The organism is Micromonospora humi, assembly GCF_900090105.1.
In the GTDB taxonomy this organism is placed as follows: domain Bacteria; phylum Actinomycetota; class Actinomycetes; order Mycobacteriales; family Micromonosporaceae; genus Micromonospora; species Micromonospora humi.
On record NZ_FMDM01000010.1, the window covers coordinates 88,518 to 113,360 of the forward strand.

Annotated in this window: 24 protein-coding genes; 5 read left to right on the forward strand and 19 right to left on the reverse strand. The window is 72.2% G+C overall.

The genetic code is table 11. From position 1 onward, the window contains the following. Positions 1-21: 21 nt before the first annotated feature. Together GA0070213_RS19605 and GA0070213_RS19610 are read right to left on the reverse strand one after the other, a co-directional pair. A complete protein-coding gene (locus GA0070213_RS19605) occupies positions 22-624 on the reverse strand; it encodes a response regulator transcription factor (RefSeq protein ID WP_091066401.1) in 603 nt (200 codons plus the stop codon). Continuing rightward, positions 621-1,775: a sensor histidine kinase gene (locus GA0070213_RS19610; RefSeq protein ID WP_091066405.1), complete on the reverse strand. Its 1,155-nt coding sequence runs from the start codon at positions 1,773-1,775 to the stop codon at positions 621-623. Before GA0070213_RS19610 ends, GA0070213_RS19605 begins: the two co-directional genes overlap by 4 nt. A gap of 107 nt (positions 1,776-1,882) precedes the next feature. Here GA0070213_RS19610 and GA0070213_RS19615 point away from each other — a divergent pair, with 107 nt between their 5' ends. From GA0070213_RS19615 to GA0070213_RS19625, 3 genes are read left to right on the forward strand one after another with little or no spacing between them, the layout of a single operon-like run. Further along, positions 1,883-2,764: an ABC transporter ATP-binding protein gene (locus GA0070213_RS19615; RefSeq protein WP_091066408.1), complete on the forward strand. Its 882-nt coding sequence runs from the start codon at positions 1,883-1,885 to the stop codon at positions 2,762-2,764. A 24-nt stretch (positions 2,765-2,788) separates the two neighbouring features. After that, a complete protein-coding gene (locus GA0070213_RS19620) occupies positions 2,789-3,508 on the forward strand; it encodes an ABC transporter permease (RefSeq protein ID WP_091066411.1) in 720 nt (239 codons plus the stop codon). Further along, positions 3,505-4,191, forward strand: a complete 687-nt coding sequence (locus GA0070213_RS19625) for a GOLPH3/VPS74 family protein (protein ID WP_091066415.1) — start codon at positions 3,505-3,507, stop codon at positions 4,189-4,191. Before GA0070213_RS19620 ends, GA0070213_RS19625 begins: the two co-directional genes overlap by 4 nt. On the opposite strand, the gene GA0070213_RS19630 is transcribed toward GA0070213_RS19625, so the two are convergent. From GA0070213_RS19630 to GA0070213_RS19670, 9 genes are all read right to left on the reverse strand, one after another. Beyond that, positions 4,188-5,183, reverse strand: coding sequence for an MsnO8 family LLM class oxidoreductase (locus GA0070213_RS19630; RefSeq protein ID WP_091066859.1), 996 nt, complete (start codon positions 5,181-5,183; stop codon positions 4,188-4,190). The genes GA0070213_RS19625 and GA0070213_RS19630 overlap by 4 nt on opposite strands. Positions 5,184-5,392: 209 nt before the next feature. Next, positions 5,393-6,571 (reverse strand): carbohydrate-binding protein, encoded by a 1,179-nt coding sequence (locus tag GA0070213_RS19635; protein WP_091066419.1) that lies wholly within the window; start codon positions 6,569-6,571, stop codon positions 5,393-5,395. Positions 6,572-6,590: 19 nt separating this feature from the next. Then, positions 6,591-7,844, reverse strand: a complete 1,254-nt coding sequence (locus tag GA0070213_RS19640) for a chitinase (RefSeq protein WP_091066422.1) — start codon at positions 7,842-7,844, stop codon at positions 6,591-6,593. A 140-nt stretch (positions 7,845-7,984) separates the two neighbouring features. Beyond that, positions 7,985-8,677 (reverse strand): urea ABC transporter ATP-binding subunit UrtE, encoded by a 693-nt coding sequence (gene urtE, locus GA0070213_RS19645; RefSeq protein ID WP_091066864.1) that lies wholly within the window; start codon positions 8,675-8,677, stop codon positions 7,985-7,987. Continuing rightward, positions 8,677-9,453: an urea ABC transporter ATP-binding protein UrtD gene (gene urtD / locus GA0070213_RS19650; protein WP_091066426.1), complete on the reverse strand. Its 777-nt coding sequence runs from the start codon at positions 9,451-9,453 to the stop codon at positions 8,677-8,679. Before urtD ends, urtE begins: the two co-directional genes overlap by 1 nt. Continuing rightward, complete coding sequence (gene urtC / locus GA0070213_RS19655; RefSeq protein WP_091066430.1) at positions 9,450-10,586, reverse strand: urea ABC transporter permease subunit UrtC; 1,137 nt, start codon at positions 10,584-10,586, stop codon at positions 9,450-9,452. The genes urtD and urtC overlap by 4 nt, the downstream gene beginning before the upstream one ends. Further along, positions 10,583-11,470: an urea ABC transporter permease subunit UrtB gene (urtB, locus tag GA0070213_RS19660; protein WP_091066433.1), complete on the reverse strand. Its 888-nt coding sequence runs from the start codon at positions 11,468-11,470 to the stop codon at positions 10,583-10,585. The genes urtC and urtB overlap by 4 nt, the downstream gene beginning before the upstream one ends. A gap of 32 nt (positions 11,471-11,502) precedes the next feature. Then, complete coding sequence (urtA, locus tag GA0070213_RS19665; protein ID WP_091066436.1) at positions 11,503-12,747, reverse strand: urea ABC transporter substrate-binding protein; 1,245 nt, start codon at positions 12,745-12,747, stop codon at positions 11,503-11,505. Between the two features lie 409 nt (positions 12,748-13,156). Then, positions 13,157-14,239 carry a substrate-binding domain-containing protein gene (locus tag GA0070213_RS19670; protein WP_091066440.1) on the reverse strand — a complete coding sequence of 361 codons (1,083 nt, stop codon included), beginning with the start codon at positions 14,237-14,239 and terminating at the stop codon, positions 13,157-13,159. Between the two features lie 96 nt (positions 14,240-14,335). Between GA0070213_RS19670 and GA0070213_RS19675 the strand changes: the two genes are divergently transcribed. Next, positions 14,336-14,800, forward strand: a complete 465-nt coding sequence (locus GA0070213_RS19675; protein WP_091066442.1) for a MarR family winged helix-turn-helix transcriptional regulator — start codon at positions 14,336-14,338, stop codon at positions 14,798-14,800. A gap of 8 nt (positions 14,801-14,808) precedes the next feature. Here GA0070213_RS19675 and GA0070213_RS19680 read toward each other — a convergent pair whose 3' ends face one another. From GA0070213_RS19680 to GA0070213_RS19710, 7 genes are all read right to left on the reverse strand, one after another. Further along, on the reverse strand, positions 14,809-15,528 hold the full coding sequence (locus GA0070213_RS19680) for an urease accessory protein UreD (RefSeq protein WP_091066445.1): 720 nt from the start codon (positions 15,526-15,528) through the stop codon (positions 14,809-14,811). Beyond that, positions 15,528-16,286: an urease accessory protein UreG gene (gene ureG, locus GA0070213_RS19685; protein WP_091066448.1), complete on the reverse strand. Its 759-nt coding sequence runs from the start codon at positions 16,284-16,286 to the stop codon at positions 15,528-15,530. The genes GA0070213_RS19680 and ureG overlap by 1 nt, the downstream gene beginning before the upstream one ends. Further along, on the reverse strand, positions 16,276-16,968 hold the full coding sequence (locus GA0070213_RS19690) for an urease accessory protein UreF (RefSeq protein ID WP_091066450.1): 693 nt from the start codon (positions 16,966-16,968) through the stop codon (positions 16,276-16,278). Before GA0070213_RS19690 ends, ureG begins: the two co-directional genes overlap by 11 nt. Continuing rightward, on the reverse strand, positions 16,968-18,671 hold the full coding sequence (locus GA0070213_RS19695) for an urease subunit alpha (RefSeq protein WP_091066869.1): 1,704 nt from the start codon (positions 18,669-18,671) through the stop codon (positions 16,968-16,970). Before GA0070213_RS19695 ends, GA0070213_RS19690 begins: the two co-directional genes overlap by 1 nt. Continuing rightward, entirely contained in the window at positions 18,668-19,048 is a 381-nt protein-coding gene (locus tag GA0070213_RS19700) for an urease subunit beta (protein WP_091066454.1), read from the reverse strand. Before GA0070213_RS19700 ends, GA0070213_RS19695 begins: the two co-directional genes overlap by 4 nt. Beyond that, on the reverse strand, positions 19,045-19,347 hold the full coding sequence (locus GA0070213_RS19705; RefSeq protein WP_091066458.1) for an urease subunit gamma: 303 nt from the start codon (positions 19,345-19,347) through the stop codon (positions 19,045-19,047). The genes GA0070213_RS19700 and GA0070213_RS19705 overlap by 4 nt, the downstream gene beginning before the upstream one ends. Positions 19,348-19,641: 294 nt before the next feature. Next, complete coding sequence (locus tag GA0070213_RS19710; RefSeq protein WP_175441409.1) at positions 19,642-21,288, reverse strand: Ig-like domain-containing protein; 1,647 nt, start codon at positions 21,286-21,288, stop codon at positions 19,642-19,644. A 301-nt stretch (positions 21,289-21,589) separates the two neighbouring features. Between GA0070213_RS19710 and GA0070213_RS19715 the strand changes: the two genes are divergently transcribed. Beyond that, positions 21,590-24,052: a glycoside hydrolase family 3 N-terminal domain-containing protein gene (locus GA0070213_RS19715; RefSeq protein WP_245716473.1), complete on the forward strand. Its 2,463-nt coding sequence runs from the start codon at positions 21,590-21,592 to the stop codon at positions 24,050-24,052. Positions 24,053-24,577: 525 nt separating this feature from the next. On the opposite strand, the gene GA0070213_RS31625 is transcribed toward GA0070213_RS19715, so the two are convergent. Continuing rightward, entirely contained in the window at positions 24,578-24,739 is a 162-nt protein-coding gene (locus GA0070213_RS31625) for a hypothetical protein (protein WP_175441410.1), read from the reverse strand. Positions 24,740-24,843 lie beyond the last annotated feature (104 nt).

Consider the following 24,843-nt stretch of genomic DNA (forward strand, 5'->3'; position numbering starts at 1 on the left):
GACAATCGACCCGAGCGCTGGTCACAGCCAGTCGTGTTCGCGCGCGTACCGGGCCGCTTCGTGGCGGGTCCGGGTCTGGGTCTTGCGCATGGCGTTGGACAGGTAGTTGCGTACCGTGCCCGGCGCGAGGTGCAGCCGGGCGGCGATGTCGGCGACCGAGTAGCCCTCACCCGTCACCCGCAGCACGTCGACCTCGCGGTCGGTCAGCGGGCAGTCCTCGGTCACGGCGAGCACGGACACGTCCGGGTCGATCCAGCGTTTCCCCGCGTGCAGGGTGGCGATGACCGAGGTGATGTGGGCCGGCTCGGCGGACTTGCTGACGAAGCCCTGGACCCCGAGCCGCAGGGCCTTGCGCAACACGCCGGGGCGGGCGTGCCGGGTCAGCATGAGGATCACCTGCTCCGGGTGCACGCGACGGATCTCGGCGACCGCGCCGAGCCCGTCCACGCCCGGCATCTCCAAATCGATGACCAGCACGTCGGGCCGGTGCCGCAGGGTGGCGGCGATCGCCGTCTCGCCGTCGGGCGCCTCGGCGAGGACGGTGATCTCACCCTCCATCGGCAGCAGCGCGGCCAGGGCCGAACGCAGCAGGAGTTCGTCGTCGGCAAGGACGATGGTGATCACCGGTCGTCCTCCTCCGATGCCGACGGGGCCGCGTCTTCCCGCCCGGGCGGGAAGACGGCGACGGTCAGGAACCGCTCGTCGGTCTGGTGCACGGTCAGCTCGCCTCCGTCGTCCGCCACCCGTTGCCGCAGCGCGGAGAGCCCTCTGAGCTTCGGCGGGGCGTCGCCGCTCACCCCGTCGTTGACGATGGTGATGCCCGAGTCGGTGAGGGTGATCTGCACCTGGGTGGCCTGCGCGTGCCGCAGGATGTTCGTGGTCGTCTCGCGCAGCACCTGGCCGAGCAGCTCGCTGGTGCGAGCGTCGGCGGCGGCCTCCCGGGTCACCCGGACCCGGATGCCGGCGGCCTCGAACAGGTTCTTGGCGTTCTCGATCTCGGCGGTGAGGTTGAGCCGCCGTTGGCCGTTGGCGAGTTCCTTGGTCTGCGCGATGGTGTCACTGACCAGGGCGTACGTCTCTGTCAGCTCCTTGGCCACCCGGGCGGTGTCGCGGTCGAGCAGCTTCTGGGCCAGGGCGATCTTCAGTTTGACCACGTGCAGGGTGTGGCCCTGGATGTCGTGCAGGTCGCTGGCGAACCGGACGCGTTCCCGGACCACGGCCAGTTCCGCCTCGCGCTCGCGGGTCTGTTCCAGCTCCCGGATCAGGTCGTAGAACCGCTCCCCGAGGACCGTCAGGAGGGCCACCACGACGGTGAGGACGGTCGGCACGAGCACGAAACGGACCAGCACCTCACCGACGTCGTCGCGCTGCACCAGCAGCCGCCCCGCCCCGACGCCGGCGACGTAGGCGAACAGGCCGACCATCACCCGGGCCCGGTGCCGCCGCACCTGGCGCAGGGCGAGCGAACCGACCGCGCAGATGCCCCAGTACGCGTTGGGACTCCCGGTGACCAGCACTCCCAGTGGCCACACCGCTCCGGCGACGACCGCGCAGGGCAGCACGAACCGGTCGAGGTCGTTGGCCGCCCACCGCTCGAAGGCCACCAGGGCCGCCACGGCCCCCGGCACCAGGACGACGACGTGCCACCAGGTACGCGCGTCCAGGTAGACCAGGACCGCGGCGGCGATCACCACCGGCGGCAGTGAGGTGACGAGGTTGAGCCGGCGCAGCCTTCTCTGCGTCGAAGCGGTGAAACGCGGCGCTGGGGCGGTCACCCTCCCAGTATCCGGCGGGCACCGGCCCCGACCAGTGACACCACGTCACATCCGGTCGTGACACCGCGCCACTGACGCCCCGGCCGCATCCGCGCTGTCATGGGTGCATGTCCACCACACCCGTCATCGAAGTCGACCGGCTGAACCTGACCTACGGCGACTTCCCCGCCGTCAGGGACCTCTCCTTCGAGGTACGTCCCGGGGAGCTCTACGCCCTGCTGGGCACCAACGGGGCCGGGAAGACCTCGACCCTCGAGGTCGTCGAGGGACACCGCGCGCCGACCTCCGGCACGGTACGCGTCTTCGGCCACGGCCCGCGCGACCGGCGCTCGGTCCGTCCCCGAATGGGCGTCATGCTCCAGGAGAGTGGTTTCTCCCCGGACCTCACGGTCCGCGAGTCCGTCGGGCTGATCGGCCGGCTCAGCGGGCGCAGCGACGACGTCGACCGGGTGATCGACCTGGTCGACCTCACCGACCGGGCCGGCCGAAGGGTGTCCCAACTGTCCGGCGGGGAGAAGCGGCGGTTGGACTTCGCCACCGCCGTCTACGGCACCCCGGAACTGATCGTCCTGGACGAGCCGACCACCGGCCTGGACATCCAGACCCGCGACGCGGTCTGGGCGACGGTGGACCGGCTACGCGAGAACGGCGCCACCATCGTGCTCACCACCCACTACCTGGAGGAGGCGCAGCAGCGCGCCGACCGGATCGGGCTCATGCACCAGGGCACCCTGGACCGCGAGGGCACCGTCTCCGAGCTGACCCGCAGCCTGCCGGCCGTCATCCAGTTCTCCCTCGCGGAACCGGTGCCGGTCCTGCCCCGGCACCTGGTGGTCGACGCCGACGGGAAGGTCGTGATCGAGACCTTCGCCCTGCAGAAGGACCTGCACGCCCTGCTCGGCTGGGCGCAGGACCACGCGGTGGAGCTGCGGGACCTGCAGGCCGGGCCGACCCGCCTCGACGACGTCTTCCGCGCCATCACCCGCTGAACCCCGCCCGCACAGGAGTGTCACATGTTGCCCATCGCGTCCAGTGAGCTGATCCAGATCCTCCGCAACCGGCTGGTGCTGGTCACCAGCCTCATCATTCCGTTCGCCGTCTCCGCCCTCTTCGTCCGCCAGCACGAGGTCTTCGCCGACATCGGCAGCCTCGGCTACATCGCGGCGATCGTGATGTTCACCGTGGCCGCGTTCGGGCTCTACGCCACCGCCGTCACCACCCTGGCCTCACGACGCCAGAATCTCTTCCTGAAACGACTGCGCTCCACCGCTGTCGCCGACTCCACCATTCTCGCCGGCCTGCTGCTGCCACCGACCACGATCGCGGTGGTGCAGGTGGCCGCGATCCTCACCGCGCTGGCCGTCGTCGCCGGCGGCCCGGCCAACGTCGCCCTGCTCGTGCTGGCGGTCATCGCGACCCTGGCCATGATGATCGCCCTGGCCCTGGCCACCGCCGGACTGACCAACTCCCCCGAGCACGCCCAGGTCACCACCCTGCCCGTCACCCTCGGCGTGATCGCCGTGGCCACCTGGGTGGGCATCGCCGGCACCGAGAACCTCGCCTGGCTCAAGCGGCTGCTGCCCGGCGGCGCGGCCACCGAACTGGCCGGGAACGCCTGGAACGGCGGCGTCGCCGTGACCGACTCCCTGCTCCTGCTCGCACCGACCCTGGGCTGGGTGGCGGTCGCCGTCGCCCTGGCCACCCGACTCTTCCGCTGGGAGCCCCGCCGATGACCACCGACGACCGGACGCATTCGACTCCCCCGACCCTGGCCGAAGATCTCCTGCTCATGCTGTTCCAGCCCGGCTCCGGCACCATCGCGGGTGAGAACACCCTGTTCTACGTCCTCGGCGGAGCCGTCCTCGCCGACCTCGCCCTCGGCGACCACCTGACCACGGTGGAGCGAGGCCGGATCCGGAGCGTGCCGGATCACCCACCGTCGAATCGCCTCCTGCGCCCGGCGTGGGACTATCTCGCCGAGAAGCCGAGAGGGGTGCAGACGGCACTCGCGGCGATCGGCCCGGCGCTGCGTGAGCCGGTGTTGCAGCGGCTCGTCGCACGGGGGGACATCGACCAGGAGGCGCGCCGGGTTCTCGGCCTGTTCACGTCCACCGCCCTCCGGGAGGGACGGACCGAACGCCGGACCCGTCTTCTCGCCGACGTCCGGCAGGCGCTCGTCGACGGCGTGCAGCCGACGGCCCGGGTCGCCGCGCTCGCGGCCCTGCTCTCGGCGAGCGGAACACTCCCGCAGTTCCACCGCGAGATCCCCTGGACCTCGCCGGTGATCACGCGGGCCAAGGAACTCGAACGCGGCGACTGGGGCGCTGACGCCACGGCGCAGGCGGTGACCCGCACCGTGACGGCCACGGTCGTCAACAGCGCCGTCGTGGCCGTCACCGTGCTCGCGCCACGCTAGTGCGGCCGGCCGAACAGGGCGGCCAGCTCGGCGTCCGACGTGGCCAGGGCGGCCCGGTCGAAGGTGCTGCCGGCCGCGACGAGTTCCGCGGCCCCGGTGCGGTCGAGCAGCTCGGCGAGCTCCCGCTCCACCTGCGCCGGCGGGCCGGCGATCACCCGCGCGGCGGCCTGCTCGAGGTGCTGTTGCTGGCGTGCGGTGCGGTGCGCGGACCGGCCTGCCTCCACCGGCTCCAGCGGCGGGAAGATCCCGGTGGCCCGGCTCTGCGCCATCGCCCAGGCCTCCGGCAACAGCAGGTCGGCGGCCTCCGCGGCGGTGTCGGCGATCAGCACGTCCAGGCTGACCGCCACCCACGGCTGTGACTGCTGTGGCGACGGCCGGAAGGCGCGCCGGTACTCGGCCAGCGCCGCCAACCCGGGAGACGGATCGCCGCCGACTCCCAGCAGCGGACCACCCACGATCACCGGCAGGCCCAGCTCGGCCGCGATCGACAGACCGCTCCCGGTGGCCAGCACGTACAGCGGCAACGCACCCTGCGGCTGCGGATGCAGGCTGATCTCCGCCGTCGCGGTGAGGAACCGGCGCAGCTCGGCGAGGTCCGCGGCGAAGTCGCCGTCGGTCTGCCGCAGCGCGCGGCGTACGGGCCCGGTGAACCCCGGCGAGCGGCCCAGCCCCAGGTCGACCCGGCCCGCGGCGAAGGCGGACAGCGTCGCGAACTGCTCGGCGACCACGAGCGGTTGGTGGTGCGGCAGCATCACCCCGGCCGAGCCGATCCGGATGGCGGCCGTCGCACCGGCGACGGCGGCCAGCAGCACCGCCGGGGCCGCGCCCGCGACACCGGGGACGCCGTGATGCTCCGCGACCCAGAAGCGGTCGTACCCCAGCCGCTCGGCACGCGCCGCCCGCGCCACCGTGCCCCGCAGCGCCTCGGAGTCGGCCTCGCCGACGCGGGTCCGGGACCGGTCCAGCAGTGACAGGCGCACGCCGTTGTCCATCACCACAGCTCCAGCATCGCCGGACCCGGGCTTGTTCCCGGGCCGACACACCCGGTTCCTCGGGGTGGAACCGGTCGACCACGCTCGGGGGACAGCGGGTGCCGCATGGTCCGGAGCCGTCACGTCGCGGCCGGTGCCCGCGGCGGCGACGGCGAGGACGCCACCGCGGCCGCGGGCACCGGTCCGACCGGTCCGGCCCTCGACGGACGCTAGAAGCCGGCGGAGATCCGGCTGAACTCCCAGTCGCTCTGGGCGATGCCGCTACAGGTGGAGACCACGCCGCCGCCGGCGCAGCCGCGATCCCGGTTCACCGCCCAGAAGGTGAATCGGGCGAGCCCGCTGCTCCTGGCGTAGTCGCGGATCCGCGTCCAGGTGTCCGGCGTGGTGACCTCCTGCTGGTCGGACAGGCCGTTCATCCCGGAGATGCCCATGTGGGCGTACGCCGTCTGGTCGTTCCAGCCGAACGTCGACTTCAACTGGTTCTTCAGGCCCTCCGCGGCGTTGCGGGTGCTGGTGTACATGTCACTGCCGCCGCCGAAGTCGAACGGCATGATGGTGAAGACGTCCACGTTGGCGTTCAGCGCCCGGGCCTGGTTGATCAGCCGGACGCCGTGCACGTTGGGGCCGGTCGTGGTGGTACCGAAGGTAAGGATCGTGGTGACGCCCGGGTTGTTGCGCTTGATGATGCCCAGGGCGCTGACGATGCGGTCGGCGACCGGGTAGTTCTCGAATTCGTCGTAGTTCTCGATGTCGATGTCGATGGCCTTCAGACCGAAGGTGTTGATGACCTTCTGGTACGCGCCGGCGAGGGCCTCCGGGGTGGCGCAGTTCGGGCCGAGCTTGTTGCCCTGCCAGCCGCCGATCGACGGGACGATGGTCGCGCCGGCCGCCTTGGCCTGGTTGATCCAGGACTCGTGGACGCCGCCGGTCAGGCCGCCCTCCCCGTCCCAGACCGGATTGCAGCCGTTGGCCAGCACGAACGCGACGGTGAACGCGCGCACGCCCTGACCGGTGATCGTCGAGGGCGCCGGCGGGTTGCCCCAACCGGGGTAGACGTACGGCGCCGCCGCCATCCTGCCGGCCGGCGGCGGGTTGGTGGGTCCGGTGGGCGGCGGGGTGGTCGGGGTGGTGCCGCCGCAGGTGCCCTGGTTGGCCCAGACGTCCCACTGGCCGCTGTGGGTGGCCGGGTTCTCGTTCTGGGTCCACCACTTGGCCTGGTAGTTGACGCCCTGGTAGGACGATTGGCCTCCGCCGACGTAGACCTGGGACGCGGACCAGGCCGGGTAGCAGGCCGCGGCGGCGCTCGACGTGGACATCGGGGCGATGGCGATCGCGATGGAGGTGACCGCTACCGCGGTCGCGGCGAGGATCTTCTGCCTGAGCTTCATGGCACTCTCCTGTGGGGGTTCAGGGCAGGGTGTCGAGGTGGGGGCGGATGGTGTCGGCGAAGCCGTTGCCGTTGGTGACGTCCCAGTTGATCGACCAGGTCATGGCGCCACGGATGCCGGGATAGGTGCGCGGCGGCCTGACGGAGCCGCAGTTGGTGCCGGTGGCGAGGCAGTCGAGGGCCTGGTTGACCACCGTCGGGTTGACGTAGCCGCCACCGGCGGCGCTCGGCGCGGCCGGCAGTCCCAGGGAGACCTGGTCCGGCCGGAGCCCGTTCTCGAGCTGGATGCAGGCGACCGCCACGATGAAGTTGACCGATCCCTGGCTGTACGCGGCGTTGTTGTCGCAGCCGAGCATCGCGCCGGAGTTGTAGAACTGCGTGTGGACGACGGTCAGGATGTCCTTGATGGCGAGGGCGAGTTGGAAGTACTGGGCGCCGGTGCTCTGCATGTCGATGGTCTGCGGTGCCATCGTGATGATCAGGTTGGCGCTCGTCCGGCTGCGGATGTCGCGCAGCGCCTGACCCATGTAGGTCGCGTTGACGCCGTTCTCCAGGTCGATGTCGACGCCGTCGAACCCGTAGGTCCCGATGAGGTCGACGATCGAGTTGGCGAAGTTGGTGGCGGCGCTGGAGCTGGCGACCGAGATGGTGCCGCGCTCGCCGCCGACCGAGATGACGACCTTCTTGCCCCGCGAGTGCAGGGTGGCGATGTCGTTCTTGAAGTCGGTGTCGGTGTAGCCGCCGAGCGAGGCGCTCAGGCCCGCGTCGATGCTGAAGGACACCGCGCCGGGTGTGCTCGTCGCATCGGCGAACGCGACCGCGACCAGGTCGTAGCGGGCCGGTACGTCACGGAGCCGGATCTCCCGGGCCGGGTTGTCGAAGTTCTGCCAGTAACCGGTGAGGAAGTGCTTCGGCAGCTGACCGGTGCCGGTCGGCGGGGGTGTGGTGGGCGGCGGGGTGGTCGGGGGTCGTGTGGTGGGCGGCGGCGTCGTGGTCGGGGGTGGCGTGGTCGGCGGGGTGGTGCCGCCGCAGGCGCCCTGGTTCGCCCAGACGTCCCACTGGCCGCTGTGCGTGGCCGGGTTCTCGTTCTGGGTCCACCACTTGGCCTGGTAGTTGACGCCCTGGTAGGAGGCCTGGCCGCCGCCGACGTAGACGGCGGACGACGACCAGGTGGGGTAGCAGGCGGCGGCCGCGGAGGCGGATGTCGCCAGGTGGACGGTGGTGACACCGGCGGCCAGCACGGCGGCCAGGGTGAGGATGGCGGGGCGGCGCATGGAGTGGGCCTTCCGGATCGGGTCGAGACCGGGGCCCTATTATTAGGACTGTTAACAGTAAAGGTCCAGAGTTAGACCGACCTGAATTTTTACGAGTCTCGCCGGGCCACGCTCGGCCGAAGGGCGCGACCCGGCTCGGGTCAGACCGCGAGGGCCGCACGCACCTCCCGCTCGGCCGTGACTCCCCCGTCGCCGTGCGAGGTGACCCGGCCGGATTCGAGGACGTGGTAGCGGTCCGCCACCCGCAACGCGAACCCGAGGTGCTGCTCGACGAGCAGCACGCTGAAGCCGGACTGCCGGATCAGCTCGACGATCCGCTCCTGGATCTCCGCGACCACCGACGGCTGGATGCCCTCGGTCGGCTCGTCGAGCATGAGCAGCCGCGGCCGGGTGATCAACGCGCGGGCGATGGCGAGTTGCTGACGCTGACCACCGGAGAGCAGCCCGGCCCGCCGCCGCAGCAGCGGACGCAGCGCCGGGAACAGGTCCAGCACCTCCGCCGTCGCCACCGCTCCGTCGCGCCGGCCGTCGGCGACGAGGCGCAGGTTCTCCGCCGCCGTCAGGTGCGGGAAGCACTGCTGGCCCTGCGGGACGTACGCCATGCCGCGCGCCACCCGCTCGTGCGGCGCGAGACGGGTGACGTCCTCGCCGTCCAGCTCGACGGCTCCGGCGGTCGGGCGCAGCAGGCCCGCCGCGACCCGCAGCAGGGTGCTCTTACCGGCGCCGTTGTGCCCGAGCACCACGGCCACCCCGTCGGGTGGGACGGCGAGGTCCACGCCGTGCAGCACCCGGGAACGCCCGTATCCGGCACGCACCCCACGCAGGGTCAGCATCATGCCTCCAGACCGCTGGGGACCGACCCGGTTTCGACCGGGTGGCCGAGGTAGACCTCCTGCACGCGCGGGTCCGCCTGGACCTGCGCCACCGTGCCCTCGCTGAGAACCCTCCCCGCGTGCAGCACGGTGACGCTGCGCGCGAACCGGCGCAGGAAGTCCATGTCGTGCTCGATCACCACCACCGTGCGGTCCCGGCTCACCGTCTCCAGCAGGGCACCCGTGGCGTCGCGCTCCTCGTGGCTCATCCCGGCGACCGGCTCGTCGAGCAGCAGCAGCCGCGCGTCCTGCACCAGCAGCATGCCGATCTCCAACCACTGCTTCTGGCCGTGCGCGAGCGTGCCGGCGAGCTGGTCGGCCCGGCCGGTCAGCCCGATGGTCTCCAGCGCGGCGGCCACGTCGTCGGGGATCCCCCGCCGACGCCGGGCCAGGCTGGCCCAGCCGCGGCGGGCACCAGCGGCGATGTCGAGGTTCTGCAGGACCGACAGCTCCTCGAAGATCGTCGACGTCTGGAACGTCCGGCCGACGCCGAGCCGGCTGATCCGGTGCACCGGGCGGCCCAGCAGCTCCTGGTCGCCGAAGCACACCGAGCCGGTGGCCCGTACCAGACCGGTGATCGCGTCGACCACTGTGGTCTTGCCGGCGCCGTTCGGCCCGATCAGGAACCGGATGTCACCGGCGGGCACCTCCAGCGAGACGCCGTCGACGGCGGTGAAGCCGTCGAAGCTGACCCGCACGTCACGGACGGACAACCCGTCCGGGCGGTCGTCGTTCATGAGGTCGACACCTCCGCCCGCTCGGCGCCGCGGCGGCGGGCCAGCGCCCACAGCGACGCCAGGCCGCCGGGAAGGAACGCCACCACCACCACGAAGAGCAGACCCTGCAGGTACGTCCAGGTGCCCGGGAAACGTTCGGAGAGGGCGGTACGCGCCCAGGCGACCGCCACCGCGCCGAGCACCGGCCCGAGCAGCGTGGCCCGGCCGCCCACCGCCACCCCGATGACGAACTCGATCGACGGGACGATGCCGATGAGGGCCGGCGAGATGATGCCCACCGCCGGCACGAACAGCGCGCCCGCGAGGCCCGCCATACCCGCCGCCACCACGTAGGCGACGAGCTTGACCGACGCCGGGTCGTAGCCGAGGAAACGGACCCGCTCCTCGCTGTCCCGCACCGCCACCAGCAGTTCCCCGTAGCGGCTGTGAACGAGCTGGCGGGCCAGCGCGAGCAGCGCGAGCAGGACGCCGGCGATGATGAAGTAGACCATCCGCTGGTTGACCGGGTCGTCCAGGTCGTAACCGAAGAAGCCCTGGATGTCGGTGAGCCCGTTGGTGCCGCCTGTGGTCCCCTGCTGGCCGATCAACAGGATCACCATGGCGGCGGCGAGAGCCTGGCTGAGGATGGCGAAGTACGCGCCCCGCACCCGGCGGCGGAACACCAGTGAGCCGAGCCCGAAGGCGACGGCCATCGGCAGCAGCACCGTGGCCGGCAGCGCGAACCACGGGCTGGCGAACGGGCGCCACCAGACGGGCAGCTCGTCGAGCTGCCCGTACAGCTGCATGAAGTCCGGCATTCCACCGGGACCCGCGTCGGCGAGCTTGAGGTGCATGGCCATCGCGTAGCCGCCCAGGCCGAAGAAGACGCCCTGGCCGAGGGTGAGCAGCCCGCCGCGCCCCCAGGCGATGCCGATGCCGACGGCCACCATGGCGACGCACAGGTACTTGGCGAGCAGGGCCAGCCGGAAGTCCGAGAGCGCCAGCGGCGCGACGGCGAACAGCAGCGCCGCGCCGCACGCGAACCCCGCCGCCGCGGGTAGCCGTGAGCGACCCCCGGGCCGGTTCGGTGGTGCGGCGTCGGTCGGGGCCGGTGCGCCGGCGGCGCTCGGCGGCGCGGGTGTCACGGCGGTCATGCGAGGCTCCTGGTCCGCAGGGTGAACAGGCCCTGTGGCCGCCACTGGAGGAACGCGACGATCGCCACGAAGACGATCACCTTGGCGACGCTGAGGGTCGTGAGGTATTCCCCGGTGGCCTGCAGGACCCCGAGGGCGAAGGCGACGATCACGCTGCCCTTGAGCTGACCGATCCCGCCGACCACGACCACCAGGAAGGCGTCGATGATCAGATTGGTGCCCATGGTCGGGCCGATCGGGCCGAGGAGGGTGAGCGCCACCCCGGCGAGCCCGGCCAGGCCCGAGCCGAGGAAGAAGGTCGTCCGGTCCACCCGGGCGGTGGGGATGCCGGACACCGCGGCGAGGTCGCGGTTCTGCACGACCGCGCGGATCCGACGCCCCAACGGGGTGAGCCGCAGCGCCAGGGTGAGCGCGGTGACGGCGGCCAGGGCCAGGGCCAGGATGAACAGCCGGTTGTTGGCGACCGTCAGGCCGCCGGGCACCGCCACGTTGCCGGTGAGCAGGTCCGGCGCGCGGGTCTGCACGTTCGGACTGCCGAAGATGTCCCGGGCGAGCTGTTGCAGCATCAGGGACACGCCCCAGGTGACCAGCAGGGTGTCCAGGGGACGGGCGTAGAGCCGGCGGATCAGCAGGATCTCCAGCAGCATCCCCGTCGTGCCGGCGACCACGAACGCCACCGGCAGCGCCACCAGCAGCGACAGCCCGGCGCCGGTGATGCTCTGTTGCAGCACGTACGTGGTGTAGGCGCCGGCCATGATGAACTCGCCGTGCGCCATGTTGATGACGTTCATCTGGCCGAAGGTCAGCGCCAGCCCGAGCGCGACGAGCAGCAGCACCGCGCCGATGCTGATGCCGGTGAAGAGTTGACCGAAGAGGACTGTCACGGTGGGTGCTCCCGTACTGCGGGCCGGCGTCGTCAGCTCAGGCCGCTCGCCCACGGATAGGTCTTGAGGTACGGGTCCGGCGCGACCGGCTTGCCGGAGTTCCACACCTCGGTGATCAGGCCGTCCGCGCCGATCCTGCCGATGCGGGCGGTCTTGGCGATGTGCTGGGTCCTGCCGTCGACAGTGACCAGTCCCTCCGGCGCGTCGAAGGTGATGCCGTCGGATGCGCCGCGGACCCGCTCGACGTCGAACGCGCCGGCCTTCTCGACCATCGCCTTCCACAGGTGGACGCTGACGTAGGCGGCCTCCATCGGGTCGCTCGTCGGCTTGTCCGCGCCGTACTTCGCCTTGTAGGCGGCCACGAACCGGTTGTTCGCCGCGCCGGGCGTGGTCTGGTAGTAGTTCCAGGCGGTCAGCTGACCCTCCAGGTACTGGGTGCCGATGCCCTTGACCTCCTCCTCGGCGATGGACACCGACACCACCGGCATGGCGGCGGCGGTCAGCCCGGCCGACTTGTACTCCTTGAAGAACGCCACGTTGCTGTCGCCGTTCAGGGTGTTGAAGACCGCCTTCGCGCCGGACGACTTGACCTTGTTGACGATCGTGCCGAATTCGGTGGACCCGAGCGGCGCGTAATCCTCGCCGACCACGGTCATCCCATTCGCCGCCGCGTACGCCTTGATGATTTTGTTGGCCGTCCGTGGGAAAACGTAGTCGCTGCCGACCAGGTAGACCGATGTCGTTCCCTGGGCCTTGAGGTAGTCGAGCCCCGGGACGATCTGCTGGTTGGTCGTCGCGCCCGTGTAGAAGATGTAGGGCGACTGTTCCAGACCCTCGTACTGCACCGGGTAGAAGAGCAGCGCCTTGTTCTTCTCGAACACCGGTTTGACCGCCTTGCGGCTGGCCGACGTCCAGCAGCCGAAGACGGCGGCGACCCGGTCCTCGGAGATCAGCTTCTCGGCCTTCTCCGCGAAGGTGGGCCAGTCCGAGGCGCCGTCCTCCCCGACCGGCTGGATCTTCTTGCCGAGGACGCCGCCGGCCGCGTTGATCTCCTCGACGGCGAGCATGATGGCGTCGCGGACGGTGACCTCGCTGATCGCCATGGTGCCGGAGAGCGAGTTGAGCAGGCCCACCTTGACGGTGTCGCCGGAGACGTCGGCGGTGACGCCGGCCGCGCCGCCCTCGGCACTGGTCCTGCTGCCGCACGCGGTCATGGCCACCGCGGCGACGAGGGTCATGGCACCCGCCAGGATTCGGCGGCTCCGAAGAAGTGACATCTAATCTCCCTGCGGTGCACTCAGGTAACGAAAGGGCGGGTCGGTGCGGTCCGGTGGAGCTGACATTGGCGACACCGCGGTCGACGGGTGGACGTCGCCTGCGGTCATCGCAACGAATACGGGCACGCAAAGCGTCGACCGACATGATTGCCTGAGTGTTTCCCAGCCCTTAATTGACTGTTTCCCACGCACGTGGGTACGGCGCATGCCATGACGGCTGACACCGCCTCGCGCGAGACGGTGTCAGCCGTGATCGATCCTGCGGAGAATTGCCACCACAATGGTCGACGGACAGATTTCGCCGACGGTGGACAGGCATTCGTGGTATCCGCCCCACGGGGAGATACTTCACGCAGGAAGCATCTTAGGGCCGGGCCGGGTGGACGTGTCAAGGGTCCGCACCGGACGGTCAGAGCTGGGCGACCACGGTGAAGTCGAGACCGTCGGCCTCGGCGAGGTAGATCCGCTGGCGCACGTGCCGCCCACGCAGCCGCAGCCGACCACGCGGCCCGTGGTACGCCACCGTGTCGGCAGCCGTCTCGATCGCCCGCACGTCGAGGGCGCGGGCCTGCCCGATCAGGGCGGCGAGCAGCATCACCCCCTCGTAGCAGGACTCCCCCAGGCTGCCCAGCGGCGGCGCCTCCACCCCGAACCGGCGGGCGAACTCGCCGTGGAAGTCGAGGTTCTCCTGCGTCACGAGACCGGCGAAGAAGCCCGCCGTGCTGTAGAGCCGCCGCGTCGCGCCCGCCCCGCTGGCCAACAGCATGTTCTCGTCCATCAGGGTGCTCAGCCGCAGGCACCGCTGGTCCATCGCGGCACGCGCGAACGCCCGGTTGAACCGCACCGCGTCCGCGCCGACGAGCAGCATCACCACGGCGTCGGCCTCGCTGCGCTCGATCCGGCGCAACACGTCGTCGAACTCGTGCGTCTCCAACGGCAGGAACGCCTGCCCCACCACGCGACCACCGCCGCGCAGCGCGTACCGCTGGGCGGCCCGCGCGGTGCGCCGGGGCCACACGTAGTCGTTGCCGACCACGAACCAGCGGCGCACGCCCTGCTCCCCCGCGAGCAGCCGCATCGCCGGCCACAGCTGGGCGTCCGGCGTCTCGCTGGTCAGATAGACCCCCTCGGTACGCTCACCGCCCTCGTACAGGGCGGTGTAGACGTACGGCACGCGGTGCGCGACCCGGGGTGCGAGCGCCTGCCGCACCGAGGAGATGTGCCAACCGGTCACGCCCTGCACAGCCCCCACCGACACCAGTGCCTCCACCTGGGCGGCCACCTCAGCCGGCGGGGCGCCACCGTCGACCGGCACCAGCCGCACCTCGCGGCCGAGCACCCCGCCGCCGGCGTTGATCTCCTCGACCGCGAGCTGGGCGCAGAGTTCACAGGTCGGGCCGAACATCCCCGCCGGCCCGCGCATCGGGTACACCAGCGCGATGCTGACCACGGCCCGATCGACGGTGAGCCACGGCGGTGCCGGCGCGGACATGAGCCCATGATTGCCCGCCCGACGGGGGAATACCATCGCTCACCACGGACCGGGACGAGTCGGTACCATGACAGCGCCACCGGCCCAGGGGGTTCCATGTCAGACGTGCCCGGGGCGCCAGCCGATCTGCTGCGCTCGCTCACCCGCGCCGAGCGGCTGCTCTCCCGCCGGTTGGCCGCCGTCCTGGCCGACGACGACCTGACCACCGAGGCGTGGCGGGTGCTCTGCCTGCTCGCCGACGGTCAGGGCCGTCCGATGAGCGAGGTGTCCGCCGAGGCGTCGTTGCCGCCGGGAACCCTCACCAAACTGGTCGACCAACTCGTCGACCGCAACCTGGTGTTCCGGCGGATCGACCCGCTGGACCGCCGACGTATCCGGGCCTGTCTGACCGCCCGGGGCCGCCGCGAGCACGCCCGCCTCGACGAGCGGGTCCGGGCCAGCCTCGCCGAGGCGGGCGTGCCGGCCGACGCCGCCCTGCTCGACCACCTCGCCGACCTGATCGCCCGACTCGACCCGGCGGGTCGCCGCGCCCACGCCGAGGCGGCCGGCGTACGCCGCTGACCCCCGCCTCACGCCACGTCGAGATGGGCGCGCAGCGTGTGGGCGTCCGGCGCGGTGGCAGTCCACAGTGTCGCCGGACCACCGGCCAGCGGCAGCCGGGCGCGGGTGCCCTCGACGGAGGCCGGCTCGGCGGGCAGCGACGGGTCCACCACCAGCAGCGATCCGGTGGCCGGCGCGCCGCCGAGCACCGCGGGGCCGGCCCAGCCGGGCGCGCCCGGTCCCACGGCCAGCGACTGGCGCAGCAACGGCCGGCCGCCGTAGTCGACCCGGGTGTGCACGACGGCGCTGCCCGGCGCCTCGCCGTACCGGCCGCAGATCACCTCGTCGCGCCAGGTCAGCCTCGCCCCGGCGGCCAGCTCGACCCGGGACTCGGCGAGGTGGGCGCAGCCGGCCGCCGCGACCAGTTGCTCGGGCAACCAGTGCAGTGCGCCGCCGTCGTGCACCACGGCGTGGACCGCCATCCGCGACAGCGCGTCCGGCCGGCCGGGCAGGGCGACCGAGGCGGCGACGGCGTGTACCCGCACCGCCGCGCCCGGTTCCACGTCGATCTCCAGCCGCAGGTCGTCGCCGGCGAGCGGGCCGGCCGCCCCGCCGACGACGTACACGGTCGCGACCCGACCGCCGCCGGGCGTCTGGCGCAGCAGCAGCGGCGTCTCACCGCGCAATTCGGTGAGGACCGTGCCGCCCCGGCCGTCGACCCGGGCCACCAGCCGGGCGTACGCGCGCATCAGGCCGGGCCGACCCGCGCGGCGGCCGGGTGCCGGGCCGCGTGGTGGGCCAGTTCGTGGCGGATCCAGGCGGCGACCCGCCCCGCCGTCGGGTCGCCGACGATCGACAGGAACACGGTCGGCAGGTCGCCGCGCCGGGCCCGCGCGTCCCGGTCCATGACGGCCAGGTCCGCGCCCACCATCGGGGCCAGGTCGGTTTTGTTGATCACGAGCAGGTCGGCGGACGTCACCCCGGGTCCGCCCTTGCGCGGCACCTTGTCCCCGCCGGCCACGTCGACCACGAATATCTGCCGGTCCACCAGGCCCCGGCTGAACGTGGCGGTCAGATTGTCCCCGCCGCTCTCGACCAGCACCAGGTCCAGCGGGCCGACCGCCTCGGCCAACTCGTCCACGGCGTCGAGGTTGGCCCCGATGTCGTCCCGGATGGCGGTGTGCGGGCAGCAGCCGGTCTCCACGGCGCGGATCCGGCTCGGGTCCAGCACACCGGCCCGCTTGAGGAAGTCGGCGTCCTCGGTCGTGTAGATGTCGTTGGTGACCACGCCGAGTCGCAGCTCGCCGGCGAACGCCCGGCACAGGGCCGCCACCAGCGCGGTCTTGCCGGAACCGACCGGTCCGCCGATGCCGACGCGCAGCGCCCGGCCGGGGAGTGCCAGCGGCGGATGCGGGTCCACCCCCGGTTCGGGGTGGGTGTGCGGAACGGTCTCGTCGTGCGGGGCGGGATTCGGGTCGGCATCGGGCGCAACGGTGTCAGGACGCAAAGAGACGCACCTCCCAGGTGGCATGAGCTTCGGCGTGGATGTCGGCAAGGGGAGCGGCTGCCGCGGGCAGCCGCTCGGGTGGGTCGTCGGCGGCCCGGGCCGCCTCGGCGGCGGTGCCGTCACACCGGCCGGCGAGACCGACCAGCAGGGCCTGGACCTGGTACGGGTCGAGGCCGAGCAGGCGTACGGCCGCACTGGCCGCACCGGTCACCGTCCCGTGGACGGCGACCGTGGCGGTCTCGGCGCGGCTCAGGCCGGCGGCGGCGCAGAGCAGGCCGAGCACCAACGGCTGGTGCGCTCCGCCGGATGTGGCGGGCAGGTCGTCGAAGGACGCCTCCGGCCAGATGGCCCGGCCGGCGCGCAGCAGAGCCCGTCCCTGGCGGCGGGACACCGTGCGCAGCGCCGGCGCCGCCGTCCGGGCGTCCAGCTCCGCGTCGAGCAACGCCAGCGTGGATCCGCGTACGGCGGAGCCGGCCGAGGTCACCGCCCGGTGCGCCGCCGCCGCGAACGCCGCGCCGACCAGCCCGGCGGTGGCCAGCCGGCCGGCCAGGAACGCCTCCAACGAGGCCAGATCGGTGACCCGGCCGGCGGCGACGGCGGCCTCGAGTCCGTTGGAGTGGGCGTGCGCGCCGGCCGGGAAGCGGCCGTCGGCCAGCAGCAGGAGCAGGCTCGACGTCGCCATCAGAACAGGAAGTACCGCTGGGCCATCGGCAGGCGTGGCACCGGGTCCGGCTCCACCACCTGACCGTCGATCCGCACGGTGAAGGTGTCCGGTTCCACCTCGATCCGGGGCATCGCGTCGTTCTCCGGCAGGTCGGCCTTGCCCCGCGAGCGCACGTCCGCGACGGGCACCACCCGTCGCCGCACGTCGAGGCGCAGCCCGGCGTCGAGGGCGGCCGGCGCGACGAACGCCAGGCTGGTGGCAGACGCCGCGGCGCCGTACGCCCCGAACATCGGGCGCGGCAGCATCGGCTGCGGCGTCGGGATGGACGCGTTCGCGTCACCCATCTGGGCGTACGCGATCATCCCGCCCTTGAGCACCAGATGCGGTCGTACGCCGAAGAACGCCGGATCCCACAGCACCAGGTCGGCCAGCTTGCCCGGTTCGACCGAGCCGATCTCGGCGTCCAGCCCGTTCGCCATCGCCGCGCAGATGGTGTACTTCGCCACGTACCGGCGGGCCCGGTGGTTGTCGGCCGCGCCGTCGCCGGGCAGCGCGCCGACCCGCTCCTTCATGACGTGCGCGCTCTGCCAGGTTCGCAGGATCACCTCGCCCACCCGGCCCATCGCCTGGGCGTCGGAGCCGATGATGGAGATCGCGCCGAGGTCGTGCAGCAGGTCCTCGGCGGCCATGGTGGACGGTCGGATGCGACTCTCGGCGAACGCCAGGTCCTCCGGCACGGACGGGTGGAGATGGTGGCAGACCATCAGCATGTCCAGATGCTCGGCGAGAGTGTTGACGGTGTACGGCCGGGTCGGGTTGGTCGACGACGGCAGCACGTTGGGCTCGCCGGCCACCGTGATGATGTCCGGCGCGTGCCCACCTCCCGCGCCCTCGGTGTGGTACGAGTGGATGGCCCGGCCGGCGATCGCCCGCAGCGTGTCGGCCACGAAACCGGCCTCGTTGAGGGTGTCGGTGTGGATGGACACCTGCACCCCCGAGGCGTCCGCCACCCGCAGGCAGGCGTCGATCGCCGCCGGTGTGGTGCCCCAGTCCTCGTGCAGCTTGAAACCGCCCGCGCCGGCGCGTAACTGCTCCCACAGCGCCTCCGGCGAGACGGTGTTGCCCTTGCCGAGCAGCAGCACGTTGACCGGCAGCGTGTCCAGCGCCTCGTGCATGCGGGCCAGGTGCCAGGCGTTCGGGGTGACCGTCGTGGCCCGGGTGCCCTCGGCGGGGCCGGTGCCGCCGCCGACGAGTGTGGTGATGCCGCTGGCCAGCGCCTCGGTGACGATCTGCGGGCAGATGAAGTGCACGTGGGTGTCGACGGCGCCGGCCGTGAGGATCCGACCGTTCCCGGCGATGACCTCGGTGGCCGGGCCGATGACCAGCTCGGGGTGGACGCCCGGCATGGTGTCCGGGTTGCCGGCCCGGCCGAGGGCGACGATCCGCCCGTCGCGCAGACCCACGTCGGCCTTGACCACGCCCCAGTGGTCGAGCACCACCGCGCCGGTGACGACGGTGTCGAGGGCGCCCTCGGCGCGGGTCGCCCGCGACTGGCCCATCGACTCACGGATCACCTTCCCGCCGCCGAAGACCGCCTCGTCGCCGCCCACGCAGTGGTCGGTCTCCACCTCGATCAGCAGGCTCGTGTCGGCCAGCCGGACGCGGTCGCCGGTGGTCGGCCCGTACAGGTCGAGGTAGCGGTCCCGCCGCACGGCGCTCACCGCGCCGGCCCGTCGGTCGTCGGCGCCCCGCCCGCCGGCGCGTCGGTTCCGGGCGCGGTCGGTGACGCGTCGTCCAGCGGCCCGGCGCACTCGCCGCGCAGACCGGGCACGACGCGTGCGCCGCCGAGCGGCACCAGTTCGACCTCGCGGCTCACGCCCGGCTCGAACCGGACCGAGGTACCCGCCGGCACCGCGAGACGCTGGCCCCAGGCGACCGCCCGGTCGAACATCAGGGCCGGGTTGGCCTCGGCGAAGTGGTAGTGCGAGCCGACCTGCACCGGACGGTCGGCGGTGTTGACCACGACCACTGCGGTCACCGGACGACCCACGTTGATCTCGACCGGACCGGCCGCCGGCAGGATCTCCCCGGGGATCACGGGATCGGGTGGTGCACCGTCACGAGCTTGGTGCCGTCCGGGAACGTCGCCTCCACCTGCACCTCCCTCAGCATCTCGGGGATGCCGTCCTGGACGTCCTCGCGGCCGAGCACCGTCCGGCCGGCGGACATGAGGTCGTCCACCGACCGCCCGTCGCGGGCCCCTTCGAGCAGGAAGGCGGTGACGATCGCGACGGCTTCGGGATAGTTGAGTCGCAGGCCGCGCTCGCGGCGGCGGCGAGCGACGTCGGCCGCGACGTGGACGAGCAGGCGGTCCTGCTCGTGCGGGCTGAGGAACACGGGATTCTCCGGTGGGGATCGGCGTGGCCCGCTCGCCGTCGGCTCCGCGTGGAGCCGCGCCGGGCAGCACCACCCGGAGGACGAGCTGGGATCACACGACCGCCGCGACGACCGCCGGCGGGGTGGCCCGGGACTCCACCATCCCGGCCCGCGTGACGGGCGCCCGGCGGCGTCGGTCGGATGCGGACCGCACCGCCCACCGCTTCAGCAGACCGTAGAGGATCGCCACCGGCGGGGGCAACGGTGTGCTCGCGACGAGCGCCACCGGCCGGTGACGCGTGGAGAACCTCGGGCCTACCTCTCCCCCGGTCGCCGGCTCAGGTGGCCGATGCCGTGCTGGTCGAGCCAGACGACAGTGCGCAGCACGAACGTCCGGCTCGACGAGCCGGCGCCGACGTCGGTGGCGACCAGCGGCACCTGGGCGGCGACCGGGAGCAGGGTGGCCCGCCAGCAGGCCGGCGTGGCGCAGGCCGAACGGTCGTCGACGCGCCAGGCGGCAGCCACGCTGCGGCCGTCCGGGTCGGCCGGGCGGTATTCGAGCCACCGGCGCAGGTCGTTGCCGCCGTCGGTCCCGGCGGCGAGGACCAGGTTGAACGAGCCGCGGACGCGAAGCAGGCGGATCTGCTCCTGCACGCCGACGTTCGGCAGGCCGGTGCCCAGGCACGCGGGACCGCCGTCGCGCCAGCAGGTCCAGACCACCGCGGGATCGGTGCCGCCGGCCGCCGGGAAGGTGTCGGGCGAGATGTCGAGGACCACCGCGTTGTCGTCCCCGAACACCTCCGCCGCAGCGCTCCAGAAGGAGCGGGTGGCGAGATCGTCACTCTGGCGCAGCGACACGATGGGGGTGATGCCGGCCCGGACGAGCCGATCGACGTACCGGGCCGCCTCGTCGAGGTAACCGACGCGGTTCGTTCTGTCGGCAGGGCTTCCGGTGTGGACGTAGCAGGCGTCGCTCAGCACGACCCGCACCGCGTCGACCCCGCGGGCCCGCAGCGCGCCCACGGACGCGTCGTCGACCGGGCCGTCCCAGCGGATCGGTCCCCACGCGCACTCGCCGGGCACGCTCGACCGGATGATTCCGCGTGGCCGGTAGGGCCTCGGGTCCGGGGTGACCGTGCGGATGCGGTTGCCGAACGCCTTCAGCGCGGGCGCGGCACCGGGTGCCGGCGGTGGGAGCACCCGGACGCCGCGGACCTCGGCGGTGGCCTGGGCGCCGCTGCTGTCGTAGGCGGTGGCGGTGACGCGGGTACCGCTGTTCGGCGGCACGCCGCGCCAGTCGAACGCGTACGGCTCGGTGGTGTCCACGGCGAGCAGGGTGCCGCGCTCCCGGAACTCGACCCGCTCGATCCGCCGGCCGACCGCCGCCGTGGCCCGCGCCCGGATCGGGACGACGCCCGGCGCGGCGAAGAAGTCGTTCGGCAGGGGCGAGGTGAGCGCCACCGACGGCCCGCCCGGCAGTGGGCTGGGGCTGGGCTGCGGGCTGCCCGAGGCCGGCGGCGAGTGGGTCGGGCCGGCGACGTCCCCGTCGCACGGCTGGCCGCTCAACACCCAGTCGGTCGGCTCGGGGTCCGCGACCCGGTGGTTGCCGCCGAACCGCACCGTCACCGAGGCGCCGGTCGGCAGCGTGGACCCCGGCGGTGGGCGGAGTGTGGTGATCGGGTACAACTCACCGCTGCCGAGCGTGTATCCGTCCGGCAGCCGGTCGAGGCCCATGGTGATCGTCTGGTCCCTGGCCTGTCGGAACCGCAGCCACCAGTCGGTGACGGGAGAGCCCAGGTTGGTGACGGTGAGCTCGGCCCAGAAGCCGTTGGACCACTCACGGGTGATCTTGTAGTCCACGGTGCACACGGCCGCGGCGTAGGCCGGCGGCAGCACCGTCGCCATGGCCCCGCCGACGACGACGGCAACGGCCGTAGCCAGCGCGAAGATCCTGCGTCGCATCATGCCCCCGCATACATCGATGAAAGTCGCTCGATAAGCCTCGACGGACGGAACAGCGTCTGTCAATACCGCAGCGGGCCGGGCGGGACCGTCGCCCGCACCGAACCTGTCGGCGAGGCGTGGACCGGACCGTGCGGCCGTCCACGAAGGAGGACGCGGGACGTGGCATCATGAGGCAGAGCCGAGTTCCGGGCACCGGGCAACCACAGGGCACCGCCATCGATTCCCGAAGGGAATGCTCATGCGCATCCGGCTCCGCGGATCCACGCGCCCCTCTCGTACCCGGACAGCCGTCGCCGGCGTGGCCACGGCGGTCGCGCTCGCCGCGACCGGCCTGACCACGGCCCCGGTCGCGGCGGCTCAGACGCTGCCCTACCAGGATCCGTCCCTACCCGTGGCGCAGCGGGTGGTGGACCTGCTGTCGCGAATGTCGCTGGACGAGAAGATCGGCCAGATGACCCAGGCCGAGCGCGCCGAGGTCAGTCCGGCCGACGTGACCACCTACCGGCTCGGCTCCATCCTGTCCGGCGGCGGCTCGGCGCCGTCGCCGAACACCCCGGCCGGCTGGGCCGACATGTACGACGCCTTCCAGCGGGGCGCGCTGGCCACGCCGCTCGGCATCCCGATGCTCTACGGCTCGGATGCCGTGCACGGGCACAACAACGTGGTCGGCGCGACGATCTTCCCGCACAACATCGGCCTGGGCGCCACCCGCGACCCGGGCCTGGCCGAGCGGATCGGTCGGGCGACCGCCGAGGAGGTCACCGGCACCGGCGTGGACTGGACCTTCTCGCCCTGCCTCTGCGTGGCCCGCAACGACCGCTGGGGCCGCACCTACGAGTCGTTCGGCGAGAAGCCCGAGTTGGCGACGCAGATGAGCAGCATCGTCACCGGCTACCAGGGCACCACGCTCGGCGGACCGGCCAGCGTGCTGGCCACCGCCAAGCACTACGTCGGCGACGGGGGGACCACGAACGGCACCGACCAGGGCAACGCCCAGATCTCCGAGGCGGAGCTGCGAGCCATCCACCTGCCGCCGTTCGTCGAGGCCATCCGCAGGGGCGTGGGCTCGGTCATGATCTCGTACAGCAGTTGGAACGGGCAGAAGCTGCACGGCAACCGCTACCTGATCACCGACCTGCTGAAGAACGAGCTGGGCTTCACCGGCTTCGTGGTCTCCGACTGGAACGGCATCGACCAGATCGACGGCGCTCCCGGCTTCACCGGGGCCGAGGTGGCGCAGGCGGTCAACGCCGGCATCGACATGGTGATGGCGCCCGACGGCTGGCGGTCCTTCATCACGCTGCTGCGCGGCGAGGTGCAGGCGGGCCGGGTGCCCATGTCACGCATCGACGACGCCAACCGGCGGATCCTGACCAAGAAGGTCGAGCTGGGCCTCTTCGAGCGCCCCCTCGCGGACCGCTCGTACGCGAGCACCGTGGGCAGCGCGGCCCACCGCGAGTTGGCCCGCGAGGCGGTGGCCAAGTCGCAGGTGCTGCTGAAGAACGGTGGCGCGCTGCCGCTGCGCACCAACAGCCGGATCTTCGTCGCCGGCAGGAACGCCGACAACATCGGCAACCAGAGCGGTGGGTGGACCGTCAGCTGGCAGGGCGGCAGCGGCAACACCACCCCGGGCACGACGATCCTGCAGGGCATCCGGAACACCGTCGGCTCGGCCGGCACCGTGACCTACAGCCTCAACGGCAGCGGCATCGACTCCTCCTACGACGTCGCGGTCGCGGTGGTCGGCGAGACGCCGTACGCCGAGGGCCAGGGCGACCGGCCCGCCGGCATGGGTCTGGACACCACCGACCTGAACACCGTCAACACGCTGCGCGCGGCCGGCGTGCCGGTGGTGGTCGTGCTGGTCTCCGGCCGCCCGCTGGACGTCGCGGCCCAGGTGCCGAACTGGAACTCTCTGGTGGCCGCCTGGCTGCCCGGCACCGAGGGCCAGGGTGTGGCGGACGTGCTGTTCGCGGTGCGCCAGCCCACCGGCAAGCTGCCGGTCACCTGGATGCAGTCGGCCGGCCAGCAGCCGATCAACGACGGAGACGGCAAGGCCCCGCTGTTCCCGTACGGCTACGGGCTGAGCTACGGCAACCCGGCGCCGGACACCACCCCGCCGACCGCGCCGACCAACCTGCGCGCCACCGTCAGCGGCACGTCCGCCACGCTGACCTGGTCGCCGTCCACCGACGACGTGGGCGTGCGGGAGTACGTCGTCCACGAGCTGGCCGGCGCGTCCGACACGGTGTACGGCCGGACAGCCACTCCCTCCATCACGATCAGCGGGCTGGTCCCCGGCACGTCGCGGCAGTTCTCCGTGGTCGCGACCGATGCGGCCGGTAACACCTCGCCGGCCTCGCCGCCGGTCGTGGTGCAGGCGGCGGGGGTGGACCCCACGCCCACACCGACGCCGACGCCGACGCCCACGTCCGGCGCGGCCGCCTGCCAGGTCACCTACGCGACCAACGACTGGGGCGGCGGCTTCAGCGCCACCGTCACCGTGCGCAACACCGGCACCGTCGCCCTGTCCGGTTGGACGCTGCGCTTCGCGTTCCCCGACGCCGGCCAGCGGGTCACCCAGGGCTGGTCGGCCACCTGGTCGCAGAGCGGCACGGCGGTGACGGCGAGCAACGCCGCGTGGAACGGCTCGCTGCCGGCCGGCGCGTCCACCGGGATCGGCTTCAACGGCACCTTCAGCGGCACCAACCCGCGCCCGGCCTCGTTCACGCTCAACGGCGCACCGTGCACCGCCGGGTGACCGGCCAGTCGTAGCACCACCTGCGGTGTGCCGGTATCGTCACCTGTTGACACTCCGGCACACCGCCGGCGGTGGACTCCCGGCCCATCGGCGGTCGGCCGGCCGCAAGCGGCATGACCGGGTCAGCAGGTACCGGAGGTCGCTGCCACCGGCACCTGTGTCATCGCGAGCCGGCAGGACGTCGGATACGGACCGGGCGCACACTACCTGCGAGACCGCTCCATGACCGGCAGCCGTAACCGGGCGTACAGTTCACCCGACAGCAACCAAATGATCCGGTTGGTAGGTGACAACGACCATCGTCCCTCGACATGACCGACCGGCGCGGCGGGAACACCGATGCTCAGTCGAGCTGGAGAGCGAAGCAGGATCGCGACCAGGCGCAGTTTGAGCAGCGGCAACACACCAGCTCCACCGGCCGTGTCGAGACATTCGGGTCGCGGTGTTCCTGAGCTACGTGTCACAGAGCTGGTGGCTGCTGAACGATCGCCAGCTCCACCTGCCGGAATCTGCGTGTCGTACCGGCTAGCCACGCACGTCTCTGGGCTGATCGGGAGCCTTCCGCGAGGTGTTGCGGCGCGACACCAACCACTGCCTCAGAGCCTTGTCCAGGTCGATGAGCGCGACCCCGAGCCGAAGTGCGGCCGCCGCCGCCGAGAGCTGGTCGATCAGTTCTTCGTTGATCATCGGATATCTCCTGTCGCGTGACGTGCGATCACGATGCGCCGACCGAACGTCCAATTCGTCGAGGCTAGACAGGAGTGGAAACTGGACGGACCGGGAGAGGAGCA